The organism is Sphingomonas floccifaciens, assembly GCF_042681125.1.
Taxonomy (GTDB): domain Bacteria; phylum Pseudomonadota; class Alphaproteobacteria; order Sphingomonadales; family Sphingomonadaceae; genus Sphingomonas; species Sphingomonas floccifaciens.
The window spans coordinates 1-15879 of record NZ_JBHUFC010000002.1; the positions used below are offsets into that span (position 1 = coordinate 1).

The window sequence follows — 15879 nt, forward strand, 5'->3', positions numbered from 1 at the left end:
ATTGAATGATCGTTCTGTAAGGGAGAAGACCACCCGTTTCAAGATATTATTTATCGATCGTTCCATATCGTGCACCAGAGATGACAGAGACGAAAGCCCGTCGCCGCGCAGGCCGCCCTCGTGTGTTCGACACTGACGCTGCGCTCGACAAGGCGGTGCGGCTGTTCTGGCAGCGCGGCTACGAGGCGACATCGATGGCCGATCTGGTGGCGGAGACTGGCGTCGCCGCTGCCAGTCTCTATGCAGCGTTTGACAACAAGGCGGGGCTGTTTGCGGCGGTGATCGAGCGCTACGCCGCGACATTCAGCGTCCACCTCTATGCACCCATCAACGATCCGGCGTTGTCCACCTACGAGGCCGTCAAAGGCCTGCTGGAACGAGCGGCGTCATCATTCTCGGAACCTGGAACGCCGGCCGGCTGCTTCATGTATTCGGCAGCGGCAGCCGTTTCGCCGGCGTCCGCCGCCATCGAATGCCTGCTGCGCGACAAGCGTATCGCGGCGGAGGCCCTCCTGATCGAGCGTCTGCAACGCGGCGCCGCGCAGGGCGAGCTTGCGGCCAACACCGATCCGGCCGTGCTAGGCAAATTCATCAATACGGTCATGGAAGGCATGTCCGTTCAGGCGCGCGACGGCGCTACGATCAACGAACTGCTCTCCATCGCCAAAATGGCACTCGATCGATGGCCGGCCGCGATATGATCGTTACATGGTGGTCATCTGCCAATCCGCCTCCCGCGACCGAACAGTCGAACTCATCTCATTGGACGAAAGCACATGAAACACGTGACATTGCTCGGCGGGGAAGTGGTTCCTTCAATGGGTCAAGGCACCTGGAAGATGGGTGAACGTGCTGAGCGGCGATCCGATGAAATCGCCGCGCTACGCGCCGGTGTCGAGCTAGGGTCAGGACCCATTGATGTGAGTGCCGCGATCTGATTCAGACTCCGTGAGGAGACTGCAATGAGCGACCTGCTTTGGCTGACGGACGAGCAAATGGAGCGGCTGCGTCCGTTCTTTCCCAAGAGCCATGGCAAGCCTCGGGTGGACGACCGGCGGGTGCTGAGCGGCATCGTGTTCGTCAACAAGAATGGGCTGCGCTGGCGTGATGCGCCGAGCGCTTACGGTCCGCCCAAGACGCTCTACAATCGGTGGAAGCGCTGGGGGGCGGCAGGCGTGTTCACGCGCATGATGGAGGGGTTGGCGACCGCGGGCGCGGAGCCAGCAACGGTCATGATCGACGCTACCTATTTGAAGGCGCACCGCACGGCATCGAGCCTGCGGGTTAAAAAGGGGATCTCGGCCGCCTGATCGGGCGCACGAAGGGCGGCATGAATACCAAGCTCCATGCCCTCGCCGATGCGAACGGACGCCCGCTGAGCTTCTTCATGACCGCGGGCCAGGTCAGCGACTACACGGGCGCGGCAGCACTGCTGGATGACCTGCCCAAGGCACAGTGGCTGCTTGGCGACCGCGGCTACGACGCCGACTGGTTCAGGGACGCCCTGCAGGCCAAGGGCATCCAGCCCTGCATCCCGGGCCGCAAATCGCGCAATGAGCCCGCCAGGTACGACAAGCGCCGCTATCGCCGTCGCAGCCGCATCGAGATCATGTTCGGCCGCCTCAAAGACTGGCGACGCGTCGCTACCCGCTACGATCGCTGCCCAACCGCCTTCTTCTCTGCCATCGCCTTGGCAGCAACCGTCATCTTCTGGCTGTGATCAACGAGTCCTGACCCTAGCCATGAATAAACTTCAGGTCCAATGGCCCGTTGGAGCAGCCATGGAAGACGTCGGGTTTTTCCCCGCTTACGAATGATTGATCCAGCCTGCGCGCTGCGACACAATCGCCTGCCATGACAACCGAACCTCGCCCGACCGGACCCGACTCCACAGCAGATGCACTTCGCCGGATCGTCATCGTCGGTGGCGGAACGGCGGGGTGGATGGCGGCGGCGGCGTTTGCACGGTTTCTGGGGCCACGGATGACGATCACGCTCGTCGAATCAGACGCGATCGGCACGGTCGGGGTCGGCGAGGCGACGATCCCCGGCATCCGAACGTTCAACGCCGGGCTCGGGATCGACGAAGCCGATTTCCTGCGCGCGACCGGCGGCAGCTACAAATTGGGGATCGAATTCGTCGACTGGGGCGTGCCGGGCGAGCGCTATGTCCATGCGTTCGGCGAGATCGGCCCGTCGCTCGGCCTGATCGGCTTCGTCCCCTATTGGCAGCGCTGGCGGGCGGCGGGCGGGGCGCTCGACCTGTGGGACTTCTCGGCCGCGGCACTGGCGGCTCGCGCCGGGCGGTTTGCCCCACCGCAGGGCGCGACGCCGTTGGCCTGGGCCTATCATTTCGATGCCTCACTCTACGCCGCCTATCTGCGTCGGCGGGCCGAAGGACAGGGCGTAGTGCGCCGCGAGGGGCGGATCGTCGAAGTCCTGCGGGACGGCGAGGGCGGCGACATCACGGCGGTCCGGCTGGACGGCGGGGATACGGTCGCCGGCGACCTGTTCGTCGACTGCTCGGGCTTCGTCGGGTTGCTGATCGAACGTTCGCTCGCCAGCGGATACGAGGATTGGACGCACTGGCTGCCTTGCGACCGCGCGCTGGCGGTGCCGAGTGAACGCGCCGCGCAGATCATCCCGCTAACCCGATCGACGGCGAAGGTGGCCGGGTGGCAGTGGCGCATCCCGCTGCAGCATCGCACCGGCAACGGGCTGGTCTATGCGAGCGCCCATCTGTCCGACGAGTGTGCGGCCGACACGCTGATGGCCGGGCTCGACACGCCGGCGATCGGCGATCCGCGGCCGATCCGCTTCACGACGGGCATGCGGCGGACACAGTGGTCGCGCAATTGCGTCGCGCTGGGGCTGGCGGCGGGGTTCGTCGAACCGCTCGAATCGACCAGCATCCACCTGATCCAGCAAGGCATCGCCGAATTGCTGCGGCTGATGCCGGCGACGCGCGACTGGGCGGCCGAGCGTGCGCAGTTCAACCGCCGGATGCGGTTCGAATTCGAAAGCGTCCGCGATTTCGTGATGCTGCACTACCACGCCACCCGGCGCGAAGGGCCGCTGTGGGAGGCGTGCCGGTCGATGACGCTGCCGGATACGCTCGCCGCCCGCCTGGACCTGTATCGATCGGGCGGCCGCGTGATCCGGTTCGACGAGGAACTGTTCAGCCCGGTCGCCTGGACGCAGGTGCTGCACGGGCAGGGGATCGCGCCCCGCGGCTGGCATCCGATCGCCAATGCCGCGAGCGATGCCGAAGTGTCAGCGGCGATGACCCGCGCCGCGCGCGAGGCGGCGGCGCTGGCGGCATCGCTACCCGATCACACGGCGTGGCTGGAGCGGCTGTCGGTGTCCTGATCGCGTGTGCGCAGCCGGCCCAGCAGGCCGACGAGAACCAGCAACGCCGCGATCGGCACCAGCATGGCGTAGATCGCCTGGATGCCGCCGACCGCGGCGAAGGCCCGCCCGACGATGAACGACCCGGTCGTGCCGCCGAGCGCGGAGAAGACGACGATCAGCCCCACGACCGACGCCTGCGTTCGCTTCGGCATCGCCGACAGGATTGCCGAATTGAGTGTGGGATAGATCGGCGCCATGCACAGCCCGATCAGCGGTAGCAAATACGCGACCGGCGGCGCATCGGCCCAGCTCGTCACGGTCCGGCCCCCTTCTGCCTCCGCCAGCGGGAGGACGAGGACCAGCAGCATCGCCATCGCGACGAGGCATCCGATCAGCAGCGCCTGCCAGCCCGTCCGACGGACGACGACGCCCGCACCCAGGCGTCCCGCCGCCAGGCCCGCGGCGAAGATCGACGCCGCCTGCACACTCATCGGCGCGGACAGGCCGAGCACTTCGCGGTTGATCGTTGGCAACCACGTGCCGACGCCCTGTTCGACCAGGACGTAGAGGAAGGCGCTGGCGACGAAGACCAGGATCAGCGGCGTCGCGACGAGCCGGAGCATGGCGACGAACTCGCCGGACGGTGTCGCGGGTCGGGCGTCGGCGTCATCGGCGGCGAACGCGGCGCGCTCGTCGAAGCGGACGGTCAGCAGCAGCAGGATCGCCGCACCCGCGATGCCGGCCAGCCACCAATAGACGCGAAGCCAGCCCGCCCCGGCGGGGTCGGCGGGGTCGATGAACAGCGCGAACAGCCAGTAGCCCGCCAGCACGCCGAGCATGAACACGCCTTCGATCGCGTTGAGCAGGGCGGCATGCGCGTGTGGGGTATCGGTCAGCAGGCCGACGAACGAGTATATCGCGACCTTGACCAGCGCGAACGACACGCCGGTCGCCAGGAACAGCAGCCGGGTCGCCGCGAAGCTGTCGAGCATCGGCATCGCCAGACAGGCTACCGACACCAATGCGAGCCCGGCGATCATTCCGCGGCGCAGGCCGATGCACGGCAGGAACGATGCGACCAGGAAGCTGACCACCGCGATCGGCAGGTCCTTGAACGCCTCCAGCGTGCTGGCCGCGACCTTGTCGACGCCGAAATGCGCGATCGATTGCAGTATGACCGTGCCGACGCTGTTCAGCAGGATCGCGAACACCGCGTAGGTCAGGAACAGTGCGAGCTTCAGCCGTGCGTGCGTCACCAGACACTCCCCTCCCAAGCTCGGCACATCGCGTTTGCCGGGTTGCGCCTCTCGCATCAGCTATTATGAAACGGATTTCAAAGCAACGTCGCGCGAGGGAGGGGTAATGATGGAGGCACGGCCGCTGCCGGTACCGGACCCGGATGCCTCGCCCTATGGTGGCGACAGCTGGCGGCTGACGGCGGATGCGGCGGCCCTCGCGTTCGAGCAGACGCCTCCGCTGCTGTCGCTTGGCAACGGCTTCATCGGCCTGCGGGGGCCTGGCGGGCGGGACGAGCCGACGCTCTATTTGAACGGCGTCTACGAAGAACAGCCGATCCCCTATCACGAGGCAGCGCACGGCTATGCCCGGTCGAGCGACACGCGGTTGGCGACCGCCGATCCGACGCGTTTGAGAATCCTGGTCGACGGCCGTCCGCTGCGGGCGTGGGACGAGGCCGAGCTAGACATGGCTGCGGGACGCCTCCGACTGTCGGCGTCGCTGGGCGCGGTGCGGGTCACGCTCGACCGACTGGTGGCGATGGACCGCGATGCGGTGTTTACCCGGATCCGCGCGGAGGGGCCGGTCGGAACGCCGCTGTCGGTCGTGCCGCACATCCTGCCGCCGCCCGGTCCCGAAGCGCCCGACGCCGACGCACCGTATGACCCCCGCGTCGGTCCCGCACTCGCCCGATCGCCGTGGCAGGCGCTACTGACCGCCGACCACCACCGCGTCGATCGCCTGCCCGTGAGCGGATGGCAGGTCGCGGTCTGCGTCTCCGGCGGCGGCGCGATCGATATCGGGGCGGCCGGCATCGCGCAGATCGATGTCGTCGCAGGCATTGCCGCGGCCCGCGATGCGTCGCCCGACACGCTGATCGCGACCGCGCGCGCGGTGACCGCGATCGATTTCGATACGGCCTGTACCGCACAATGCGCGTGGTTCGACGCGATCTGGCGCGTCGTGGGGATCGACCTGCCCGACACGGTCGGCGGCACCCGCGCGATGCGACATGCGCTGTTCCAGCTCATACAGGCGGCCGGACGGGACGGGCGCACGTCGCTCGCCGCGAAGGGGCAGACGGGCGAAGGCTATGAAGGCCATGTGTTCTGGGATGCCGACAGCTATGCGCTGCCCGTCCTGGCCTTGGTCGCGCCCGACATTGCGCGGGCGATGCTGCGTTGGCGGATCGCAGGCCTCGACGACGCGCGCGCCAATGCACGGGCGATGGGGCAGACGCGCGGCGCGCTGTACCCGTGGCGCACGATCGGCGGACGCGAATGTTCGTCCTTCTTCCCGGCGGGATCGGCGCAATATCACATCAACGCCGACATCGCGCACGCGCTGCGCCTCTATGTCGCGACGACCGGCGATACCGCGATCTTCGACGAGGGCGGGGCGGAGATGCTGGCGGAGACCGCGCGCATCTGGCTGCAGATCGGCTGGCACGATCCGGCCCGCGGCGACGCCTTCGTCATCAACCGGGTGACCGGGCCGGACGAATATTCGGCGATCGTCGACAACAACCTCTATACCAACCTGATGGCGGCCGAGCATCTGCGCTTCGCCGCGACAGTCGCCGGCGCACATCTGTCCGCGGACGAAGTGGCGGCGATGCGGCGAGCGGCCGATGCGATGGCGGTACCGTTCGATGCGGAGCGCAACATCCCCGCGCAGGACGACCGGTTCTTCGCACTCGAACCCTGGCCGTTTGCCGCGACGCTGCCCGACAAATACCCGCTGCTGATCCATTACCACCCGCTGACGATCTACCGCCACCGCGTCGCCAAACAGGCCGATGCGGTGCTGGCGGCCGCGATCCTGCCGAGGCGGTTCGATCGCGACACGCGGACGCGGATGCTCGACGTCTATGAAGCGGTCACCGTCCACGATTCGACCCTGTCGGCCGCACCGTTCGCGATGCTGGCGGCGTCGGTCGGAGATGCCGATCGCGCGCTGGCCTATTGGCGCCGGTCGGTGATGACCGACCTGTCCAACCTGTTCGCGAACAGCGGGCACGGGCTGCACATGGCCGCACTGGCCGGGGCGTGGAGCGCACTCGTCTATGGGTTCGCCGGGATGACGGTGCTCGACGGCCTCGGCTTCGCGCCGATCGCAATGCCCGCCTTGGGCGGCTACGCGTTCGGTATCCTCTGGCACGGCAGCGCGCTGAAGGTGACGGTGTCGGACACGCGGGTGCGATACACGCTCGACAGCGGCGGGCCGGTCGCCTTCCGTCACAGTGACGAGGCGCTAACGATCGCATGTGGCGAAACGATCGAGCGCGCGCTGTGAATGGCCCATTCCAGCTCGCGGTCTTCGACCTGGACGGCGTCCTCGCCGACAGCGCGCGGCTCCATTTCGTCGCCTGGAAGGCGATCGCCGACGAGCTTGGCATCCCATTCGGCGAACGCGCGAACGAGGCGCTGAAGGGCGTCGACCGCATGGGCTCGCTCCGTGCGATCCTGGCGATCGGGGGCGTGAACCTGCCGCCGGACGAGATGGAGCGGTTGGCGACGCGAAAGAACGTCGCCTATCTCGACGTGGTCGAGACGATGGGGCCGCAGGACCTGTTGCCGGGCGCGCGGCGGCTGCTCGACGCGGTCCGCGCCCGCGGGATGCCTGCGACGTTGGCGTCCGCCAGTCGCAATGCGCCGCGCGTGCTCGAACGGCTGGGGATCGCAGACGTCTTCGCGCATGTCGCCGACCCCGCGCGGCTGGCGCCGAAACCCGCGCCCGACCTGTTTCTCGATGGCGCACGCTTCCTGGGTATCGATCCGCAGGCATGCGTCGGGTTCGAGGATGCCGGAGCCGGGGTCGTCGCGATCAAGGCGGCGCGCATGCGCGCGATCGGCATTGGCGCGGCGACCGACTTGCCGGGCGCCGATCAGGTCTATCCGACGACTGACGCCATCGACATCGACCGCGCGTTCGGCTGATCCTCAGGTATCCCGGACTATCAGCCGGGTCGGCAGCATCGTCGATTTCGCGCGGCTGCCTTCGATCTGCTGCATCAGCTTTTCGACCAGGATCGCGCCCGCCAAATGCGTCTCCTGCTCAATCGTCGTGATCGCCGGTGTGAAGTCGGCGGCGGGGGGAATATTGTTGTATCCGACCAGCGCATAATCGTCGGGGGCGCTAAGCCCAGCGTCGCGGAACGCCGCGATGACCGCCATCGCCGCGGTGTCCGAAAAGGCGAAGACGGCATCTGGGGCGGGGTGGCGCGTCAGCCAGGCGGCGGCCCCGGCATAGACCGCGGAATAGGCCATATGCTCGACCAGTAGCAGGTCGATGCTGGCGTCGGCGGCATCGCCCGCCTGCCGCAACCCTTCGTGTCGCAGGCGGATTTCCTCATGCTCGACATTGCCGACGAACAGCCAGCGCCGCGCGCCGCGCGTGACGAACAGGTCGCCCGCCAGCCGTCCGCCCAGGCGATTGTCGCTGCCGACGGCGCAATAGCTGTTCTCCGGGTTCACCGCGCCCCACACGACAAACGGCGTCGCGCTGCGGGAGAGGTCGCGCAGCATCGGTTCGCGTCCGCCTTGGCCCAGGAAGATGAAACCGTCCGCCGCCCGCCCGGCGATTAGGTCGATGCACGCCTGCGCGTCGCTCAGCCCGGGGGGCGACAGCAGCAGGTCCTGGTTGCGGACCGACAGCGCCTCCGACACGCCCGCCAGCAGTTCGAACACGAACGGATCGGCGATGCGGCCGTGGCGGTGCGACCCGAAATCGAGCATCACTGCGATCGTCTCGGTTCGCGCCTGGCGCAGCTTCTGTGCGTTGCGGTTGACGGCATAGCCGTGCGCGCGGGCGACCTGCAGCACCCGCTCACGCGTTGCCTCGCTCACCAGCGGGCTGCCGTTCAGCACGCGACTAACCGTCGGCTTCGACACCTCTGCCAACCGCGCGATATCGTCCATGTTGACCGTCATCGACCGGCCGCGTGTCGTGCCCGCTTTCCCTGCCATCGCTAGCAGCCTAGGCGGTTGGTGAGAGCGGTGCAACGGCTGGACGCAGTTCGACTCAAACAACCTTGAAATGCATTTCATGATCGCATAGCAGTGACCGTCAAGGCGCCCGACCAGCGAAGGCGTCAGCAGTATCAGCACTCAGGGGAGAGGATCAGATATGTCCCGCACCTTCACTCTCGGTCTGGCCACGTCGCTCGGCGCTCTGGCGTGGGCCAGCGTGGCCGCCGCGCAGACGGCGCCCGCCACTACCGGCACCACCCAGACCGACGACGCCAGCAACCAGCGCGGCGTGAACCCGACGCCCGATGCGGCCGATCCGCTGAACGAAATCATCGTGACCGGCACCCGCACGCGCGGCGCGACCGTGCTGACCTCGTCATCGGCGATCACAGTCGCCGATCGCCTGGACCTCGACCGCAAGGCGCCGCGTTCGACCGCGCAGGCGCTGGAGCTCATCCCCGGCATCTTCGTCGAAGGGTCGGGCGGTGAGGCGTCGAACAATTTCTCGGTCCGCGGTCTCGCCGGCGGCGGGCAGCAGTTCGTGCAGTTGCAGGAAGACGGTCTGCCCGTCTTCTACATCAACGCGCTGAGCGACACGGTGCTGAAGCAGGGTGTCTACATCGACCGGCTGGAGGCGGTGCGGTCCGGCTCGTCGGGCATCCTGACGGTCAACGGTGCCGGTGCGACGATCAACTTCATCAATAAGAAGCCGAACTACGACCGTGCCGCCGGGTCGGTCCAGCTCGGTACGTCGAGCTATGGCACGGCGCGCTTCGAGACGTTCATGACCCAGCCGATCGCGGAGAACACCGCGATCTCGATCGGCGGGTTCTATCGCTATTCCGAAGGACTCAGAAACACGGGCTACCCCGCCGACCACGGCTTTCAGTGGCGCGGTGCGATCGCCCAGCGGTTCGCCAGCGGCGGCGAGTTGATCCTGTCGGCGAAGGTCATCGACGATCACTCGACCTTCTACCTGCCGGTGCCGGTTACGGGTGTGGGCAGGCCGCGGTCGATCCCCGGCATCAGCGCGCTTGACGGCACGATGGCGGGTCGTGACGTGTCGTTCTTCCGCAATTTCACGTCGCCGCGGACGGGATCGAGCACAAAGGACGTCGACCTGCGCGACGGGGTCGCGACCAAGGCGTACACTCTCGGCTATGACCTGACGAAGGACCTGTCCGACCAATTCTCGTTCTTCGCCAAGGGGCGCTACACGTCGTTCGGCACGAACTTCAACGCATTCTTCAGCTATGACAACGATGCCCTGCAGCTGGGTAGTCAGCGGTTGAACCCTGCGGCAACCGACACGTCGGACAGAGCCAACGGGACCCGCGCAGCGCTGGCACGATTCCGCGCGTCCGGCGCCACCCGGCTTGCCTACCGCTATGTCGACACCGGTCAGATCATCGACGGGACCGCCGCGCAAAATGCGCTGAACGGCAACGGCCTGGTGTCTGAGAATGTCGCGGCCAACAATCGCGCCAGCGTGAAGGAGTTCAACAGCGATACCGGCGTGCGCTGGCAAGCCGACAAGAACTCGCTGACGGTCGGCGCGCTGTTTACCAAGTCGAGCCGCTACAACGATTCGATCGGCACGGCGACCGTCCTGACAGATGTCCGCGACAACGCGCGCCGGCTGGACGTCGTTGCCCTGAATGCCGCGGGGCAGATCGTCGGATACCAGACCGATCGCGGTGTGCTGAACTACGGCACCTGGGGCGAGGGTTCGAACAATCTGAAGTTCGAATCGATCTCGGCCTATGCCCAGGACGAACTGAAACTGTTCGACGACCGTCTGCGCATCGACGGCGGCATCCGCTACGAGCATTTCAACGTCGACCGCCGTTTCGGCAACACGGTGCGTACGCCGATCGCTGGGTCGGGTACCTATGATGCGAACGGCAACCTGCTGGTCGATGCCGACAACATTATCGCCAACAATTACATTTCGGGCGGCTTCGACGGCACTTTCGGCACCCAGACCAAGACTTGGGACAAGGTGGCCTACACGCTGGGCGCCAACTTCCTGGTGACCGATCGCTTCGCGGTGTACGGCCGCTACGCGACAGGCTTCCAGGGGCAGGAGCAGAACGACCCGACCGAGCTTGAGTTCGCCGAGGCCGGCGTTCGCTACGGCGCGCCGTGGTTGCAGGCGACGCTTGCGGGCTTCTACACCCGGTTCAAGAATTATCCGTTCAGCCGTGCCAGCCTGGTCGTCACCGGTCGCAACGTCGTGACCGATTCGGATATCGAGGTGTACGGCGGCGAATTCGACATCACCGTGCGGCCGGTCGACTGGTTCCGCATCCAGGCGACCGGCGTGCTCCAGCGCTCGCGTCTGTCGGTCAATCGCGCCTATCTGGACGACGGTCGTGAATCGGCACCGCCGGCGCGCGACATCCAGAACATCGACACGTTCAACGGCAATCGCCCCGAACGCACCCCGGCGACCAACGTCACCGTCACGCCGTCGTTTGTCCTGCCGAACGGCATGGGCGAAGTCTATGGCAGCTGGAAGCGGATCGGGAAGATCTATGCCGACATCTCCAACTCGCTGGTTCTGCCGGGGTACGACCTGTTCTCGGCCGGCGTCCTGTTCAACGTGGCGCCCAACGTCCAGCTGAACATCAGTGTCGAGAACATCACCAACGCGATCGGCCTGACCGAAGGCAATCCGCGCGGTGGCTTCACCGAGAACACCGGTTCCAACTTTTATTTCGCCCGACCGATCTTCGGGCGGAATGCGGTGGCCAGCGTTCGTATCGACTTCTAGACTCCTCCCACTGGGCGGGCATGGTTTCGGCCGTGTCCGCCCGTCTTGTTTCGGGAACGCCTGATATGCGCCTGCCCCTGATCGCGACGCTCGCCCCCCTGACCCTGGCGGCGGCCGCGCCGCAGGCGGCGCCGATGCTTGAATTCCGCATCGACGAGGGGCGCAACATCAACGCCTTCGTCCGGCAGGGGCCGGCGGCCGCACATCTGTTGCTGCGATCGGGGGCGCACCCCCGCATCCTCGCCGGCTTCCCCGCCGGAAACAGCGGTGTCGGCCTGTGGTTCGAGGATAGCGCGCCCGTCACCTGGACGATCGTCACCGCACCACGACCGGTGACGCTGCGCGATGCCAGGGGGCGTGCGCTACACGGGTTCGAGACGACCGTATCGACCGGTGCGAAGGCGCTGCGTATCCGCCAGGCGGTGCTGTCGTCGATCCGCGTGCTGCGCGATTACGAATTGCTGAAGACCGCGCCGGCGGAAGTGCTGACGTCGCCGCGGATGAACGGCGACACGCTGGTCTGGGCACGCGACCGGCTCGACGGTGCGGCGGGCTACCGGCTCGCGCTGACCGGGGTGGCTGGCACACGAGTCGATACGCGCGAACTGCGCAGCGGAAGGAACGGGCGGATCACGCTCAAGGTCGTCGGCCTGACCGGAGAGCGACCGTTGACGCCGCTGCAGGGCGCGACCCTGCTGACCGCCGCCGCCGCACCCGACGCGAAGACGCGCAACGCGCTCGCCTTCCTCAGCTACGAAGAGAAGTTCCTCGCCGGGTCGTGGCGGTTCGACACTTATTTCGGGCGCGACACGCTGATGTCGCTGCGGCTGCTGATGCCGGTGCTCCAGCCGGTCGCGGTCGAGGATGGCATCGCCTCCGTCCTCGCGCGTCTGGCGCCCAACGGCGAGGTCGCGCACGAGGAGGACATCGGCGAGTTCGCAGTGTTGCGCAACGCCAAGGAAGGCCGCGGGCGGGTCGATACGCCGATCTACGACTATGCGATGGTCGACGACGATTTCATGCTGCCGCCGGTCGCGGGGGCCTGGCTACTCGATCGACCGGGCGGACAGGCGCGGGCGGCGGCGTTCCTCGCCCGGCGCAATGCCGGCGGGACGACCAATGGCGCCGCGCTGGCACGCAACTTCGCCTGGGTCGTCGAGCGCACCGCCGCCTTCGCCCGCGACCCGCGTGTCGCCAATCTGGTCGGTCTGAAGGGCGATCGGCTGACCGGCCAATGGCGCGACAGCGAGGAAGGGCTCGGGCGCGGCAAATATGCCTATGACGTGAATGCGGTGTTCGTGCCCGCCTCGCTGACGGCGATCGCGCGGTTCGCGCGCAGCGGTCTGCTCGATCGCTATCTCGATTCCGCACAGCGTGCGCGCCTGGCCGCGGCCGATGCCCAGGCTGGCGTGTGGATGGCGAAAGCGCCGCCGCTGTTCACTGCGACGATCCCTGCCGATGCCGCACGGCGCAGCGTCGCCGCCTATGCCCGCACCGCGGGCGTCGATGCGGCCGCTGCACTCGCGACCCTGCCGACCGGCCCGCTCGCGTTCAACGCGCTGTCGCTCACAGCAGACGGTCGGACGGTGCCGGTGCTCCATTCCGACGATGGATTCGCGCTGCTGTTCGGCCTGCCGAGCGCAGGCGAGCTCGACCGGTCGGTCGGTGCCATGCTGCGCCCGTTTCCGGCGGGGCTGCTGACGCCAATCGGTCTGCTGGTCGCCAATCCGGCCTATGCCGACGCGTCGACCCAGGCTCGGTTCGGGCGTACCGCCTATCATGGCACGGTGGTCTGGTCGTGGCAGCAGGCGGTGCTCGCCGCCGGTCTGGCACGACAGCTGGAGCGGCGCGATCTGCCGGCGGCCACGCGTACTGTGTTGCAGCGCGCGCAAGGCGAGTTGTGGCGGGCGATCGGTGGCGGTGGTGCGGTTCGCACGTCGGAACTGTGGTCGTGGGACTACAGGAACGGTCGCTACAGCGTCGCGCCGTTTGGGGCGTCGAGCGGCGACGCCGACGAATCGAACGCGGCACAATTGTGGAGCACCGTCTATCTCGCGGTGAACCCGCCTGCCGGTGCGCGTTGATCGCCGCCAACTGATCGCCGGCGGCGCGGCGGCATTGGGTGTGTCGCTGCTCGTGTCGGTGGGGCGTGCCGCGCCATCCACGCGGGTTGCCGGCCTGATCGCGCGGATGACGCTGGCGGAGAAGGCGGGACAGCTCAGCTGCTACAGTGACGCGATCCGACCCGTCGGCGCGGTGTTCAATCCCGTGGTCAATCCGCAGGACGCCGCCGCGCAACTCGCGGCGATCCGGGCGGGGCAGGTCGGCATGATCTTCAACGGCCTGGGCGTCGCCGGCGCGCGGCGCGCGCAGGCGGCGGCGCTCGACAGCCGGTTGCGCATCCCGCTGGCGTTCGCTGCCGATGTGCTGCACGGCCATACGACAATCTTTCCGATTCCATTGGCCGAGGCGAGCGCGTTCGACCCCGTGCTGGCCGAGGCAAGCGCGCGGATGATCGCGCGCGAAGCGGCGGCGAGCGGGCTGCACTGGACGTTCGCGCCGATGGTCGATCTGGCCCGCGACCAGCGGTGGGGGCGGGTCGCCGAAGGGGCGGGGGAGGACGTGCTGCTTGCCTGCCATTATGCGGCGGCGCGCGTGCGCGGGTTCCAGGGCAGCGACCTGCGGCGACCCGAAACGATCGCCGCCACGCCCAAGCATTTCGTCGGCTACGGCGCGGTCACCGGCGGCATGGAATATGGCGCGATCGAGCTGTCCGACGCCACCTTGCGCGAAACTCAGCTGCCGCCGTTCGCGGCTGCCTTTGCCGCTGGTGCTGCCAGTACGATGTCGGCGTTCGGCACGCTGAACGGCGTCCCGCTGAGCGGAGATCGCCGGGTCCTGACCGGGTTGCTGCGCGACACGCTCGGCTTCGCCGGACCGGTCGTGTCCGATTATGATGCCGACCGCGAACTCGTCGCCCATGGCTATGCCCGCGACGACCGCGATGCGGCGCGGATCGCGATCTTGGCCGGAGTCGATATCTCGATGCAGAGCGGCCTGTACGAACGCTGGCTCCCGGACCTGGTCACTAAGGGCGACGTCCCGCTGGCCCGTGTCGACGACGCGGTCGCGCGGGTCCTGATACTGAAGGAACGGCTCGGCCTGTTCGACGATCCGATGCGCTCGCTTAACGCCGGTGTCGAACGCCGAACGGTCGGCAGCGCCGCGATCCGATCGGCGGCACGCATGGCGGCGCGGCGCTCGATCGTCCTGCTGAAGAACGACGGCGGGCTGCTTCCGCTGGCGCGTACCGGCCAGCGGATCGCGCTGATCGGTCCCTTCGGCGCGGACCGCAGCCAGGTGAACGGCCCATGGTCGTTCGCCTCGACCGGCACGAACGCGATCGACCTGGCGACCGGCATCCGCACGCGCATGGGCGTCGATGCGCGGATCGAGGTCGTCGCGGGTTCGGGCATCGAGGCGCCCGTCGCCGACGGCGTCGCTGCAGCCGTTGCCGCAGCCCGCGCCGCCGATATCGTCGTGCTGGCGATCGGCGAGGGAGCCAGCATGTCGGGCGAAGGCAACAGCCGCGTCGACATCACGATCCCAGCGCCGCAGCGCGAGCTGGCCGCTGCCGTCGCCGCGACAGGCAAGCCGATCGTCGTCGTGCTGACGCACGGACGCGCCCTGGCGCTCGACGGAGCCGTCGCCGCCGCGCCGGCGATCCTCGCGACCTGGTTCCTCGGCAGCGAAGCCGGCCATGCGATCGCCGATATCCTGTTCGGCATCCATGAACCGACCGGTCGCCTGCCGGTCAGCTTTCCGCGGGCGACCGGGCAACAGCCCTGGTCCTACGACCGGCCGAGCGTCGGCCGCCCGCTCCTGCCGCCGCCCGCACCCCAGGATGGCCGCGCAGGTTGGCGCGACGCCCGGGACACCGTCCTTTATCCGTTCGGCCACGGCCTCGGCTACGCGACCTTTGCGACCGGGCCGACGCGGGCGACGATCGACGGCGCGACCATCGCCGTCAGTGCGGAGGTACACAATCGCTCGAACCGCACCGGCGAGACAACGGTTCAGCTTTACGTCCACGACCTGGTCGCGTCCCGCACCCAACCGCGCCGCAAACTGGTCGCCTATCGCCGGCTGACGATGAGGGGGGGGGCGGCCGATCGGGTCCACTTCGTGATCGATCGCGCGCAGCTGGCGATCATCGGCCCTGACGGGTCGCCCATGTTCGAACCCGGCACCTTCCGCTTTTGGATCGCGCTGTCATCGGCAGATGGCTTGGCGAGTGACATAGAGGTTCCGGCGTAACCCCACCGGACCAAAGTTCTGCGGATATCGCTCCTCTCCTAGAGTTTGATTCGTCTAAGCTGAATCGTATCCGCTGTTGCGGAGGTAGTTGGTGAATTGGTGAGGTGGGAAGGCCTCGAGTAGTGAACCAATCTGCCTCCGTGTTGCCTCGACCGATCTGGTGTCGGCCTTGCGGAGCAGCGTTTTGAGTTTGGCGAAGACCTGCTCGATGGGATTGAGGTCGGGGTG

10 protein-coding genes and 1 pseudogene are annotated in these 15879 nt (G+C 67.5%); 8 read left to right on the forward strand and 3 right to left on the reverse strand.

The annotated features are described in order from the left end of the window. Nucleotides 1-122: 122 nt before the first annotated feature. From ACFSC3_RS02875 to ACFSC3_RS02885, 3 genes are all read left to right on the forward strand, one after another. Nucleotides 123-701, forward strand: coding sequence for a TetR/AcrR family transcriptional regulator (locus tag ACFSC3_RS02875; protein WP_198382195.1), 579 nt, complete (start codon nt 123-125; stop codon nt 699-701). A 261-nt stretch (nt 702-962) separates the two neighbouring features. Beyond that, a protein-coding gene (locus tag ACFSC3_RS02880) for an IS5 family transposase (protein ID WP_380938576.1) occupies nt 963-1720 on the forward strand; the annotation gives its coding sequence in 2 pieces (ribosomal slippage) (nt 963-1296 and nt 1296-1720; 759 coding nt in all). A gap of 134 nt (nt 1721-1854) precedes the next feature. Then, nucleotides 1855-3369, forward strand: a complete 1515-nt coding sequence (locus ACFSC3_RS02885; protein ID WP_380938578.1) for a tryptophan halogenase family protein — start codon at nt 1855-1857, stop codon at nt 3367-3369. Here ACFSC3_RS02885 and ACFSC3_RS02890 read toward each other — a convergent pair. Beyond that, nucleotides 3333-4607, reverse strand: a complete 1275-nt coding sequence (locus tag ACFSC3_RS02890; RefSeq protein ID WP_380938580.1) for an MFS transporter — start codon at nt 4605-4607, stop codon at nt 3333-3335. The genes ACFSC3_RS02885 and ACFSC3_RS02890 overlap by 37 nt on opposite strands. A 106-nt stretch (nt 4608-4713) precedes the next feature. Here ACFSC3_RS02890 and ACFSC3_RS02895 point away from each other — a divergent pair, with 106 nt between their 5' ends. Both ACFSC3_RS02895 and pgmB read left to right on the forward strand, forming a co-directional pair. Then, nucleotides 4714-6882: a glycoside hydrolase family 65 protein gene (locus ACFSC3_RS02895; protein WP_380938582.1), complete on the forward strand. Its 2169-nt coding sequence runs from the start codon at nt 4714-4716 to the stop codon at nt 6880-6882. Further along, nucleotides 6879-7526 carry a beta-phosphoglucomutase gene (pgmB, locus tag ACFSC3_RS02900; protein ID WP_380938584.1) on the forward strand — a complete coding sequence of 216 codons (648 nt, stop codon included), beginning with the start codon at nt 6879-6881 and terminating at the stop codon, nt 7524-7526. Before ACFSC3_RS02895 ends, pgmB begins: the two co-directional genes overlap by 4 nt. A 3-nt stretch (nt 7527-7529) precedes the next feature. On the opposite strand, the gene ACFSC3_RS02905 is transcribed toward pgmB, so the two are convergent. Next, a complete protein-coding gene (locus ACFSC3_RS02905; protein WP_205498065.1) occupies nt 7530-8555 on the reverse strand; it encodes a LacI family DNA-binding transcriptional regulator in 1026 nt (341 codons plus the stop codon). Between the two features lie 160 nt (nt 8556-8715). Between ACFSC3_RS02905 and ACFSC3_RS02910 the strand changes: the two genes are divergently transcribed. The 3 genes from ACFSC3_RS02910 to ACFSC3_RS02920 all read left to right on the forward strand — a co-directional run bounded on the left by ACFSC3_RS02910 (nt 8716) and on the right by ACFSC3_RS02920 (nt 15651). Further along, the gene (locus tag ACFSC3_RS02910) at nt 8716-11334 is read left to right on the forward strand and encodes a TonB-dependent siderophore receptor (protein ID WP_380938586.1); all 2619 of its coding nucleotides are present in this window, start codon (nt 8716-8718) and stop codon (nt 11332-11334) included. Nucleotides 11335-11399: 65 nt separating this feature from the next. Further along, nucleotides 11400-13418, forward strand: a complete 2019-nt coding sequence (locus ACFSC3_RS02915; protein WP_380938588.1) for a hypothetical protein — start codon at nt 11400-11402, stop codon at nt 13416-13418. Further along, a complete protein-coding gene (locus tag ACFSC3_RS02920) occupies nt 13408-15651 on the forward strand; it encodes a glycoside hydrolase family 3 N-terminal domain-containing protein (protein ID WP_380938590.1) in 2244 nt (747 codons plus the stop codon). The genes ACFSC3_RS02915 and ACFSC3_RS02920 overlap by 11 nt, the downstream gene beginning before the upstream one ends. A gap of 54 nt (nt 15652-15705) precedes the next feature. On the opposite strand, the pseudogene ACFSC3_RS02925 reads toward ACFSC3_RS02920, so the two are convergent. Further along, nucleotides 15706-15879: pseudogene (locus ACFSC3_RS02925) on the reverse strand (IS630 family transposase); the annotation flags it as partial.

Bases quoted from the DNA above. Each gene is read 5' to 3' on its own strand.
- ACFSC3_RS02885 (WP_380938578.1), top strand. From the start codon at position 1,855: ATGACAACCGAACCTCGCCCGACCGGACCCGACTCCACAGCAGATGCA.
- ACFSC3_RS02895 (WP_380938582.1), top strand. From the start codon at position 4,714: ATGATGGAGGCACGGCCGCTGCCGGTACCGGACCCGGATGCCTCGCCC.
- ACFSC3_RS02915 (WP_380938588.1), top strand. From the start codon at position 11,400: ATGCGCCTGCCCCTGATCGCGACGCTCGCCCCCCTGACCCTGGCGGCG.
- ACFSC3_RS02910 (WP_380938586.1), top strand. From the start codon at position 8,716: ATGTCCCGCACCTTCACTCTCGGTCTGGCCACGTCGCTCGGCGCTCTG.
- ACFSC3_RS02905 (WP_205498065.1), bottom strand. From the start codon at position 8,555: ATGGCAGGGAAAGCGGGCACGACACGCGGCCGGTCGATGACGGTCAAC.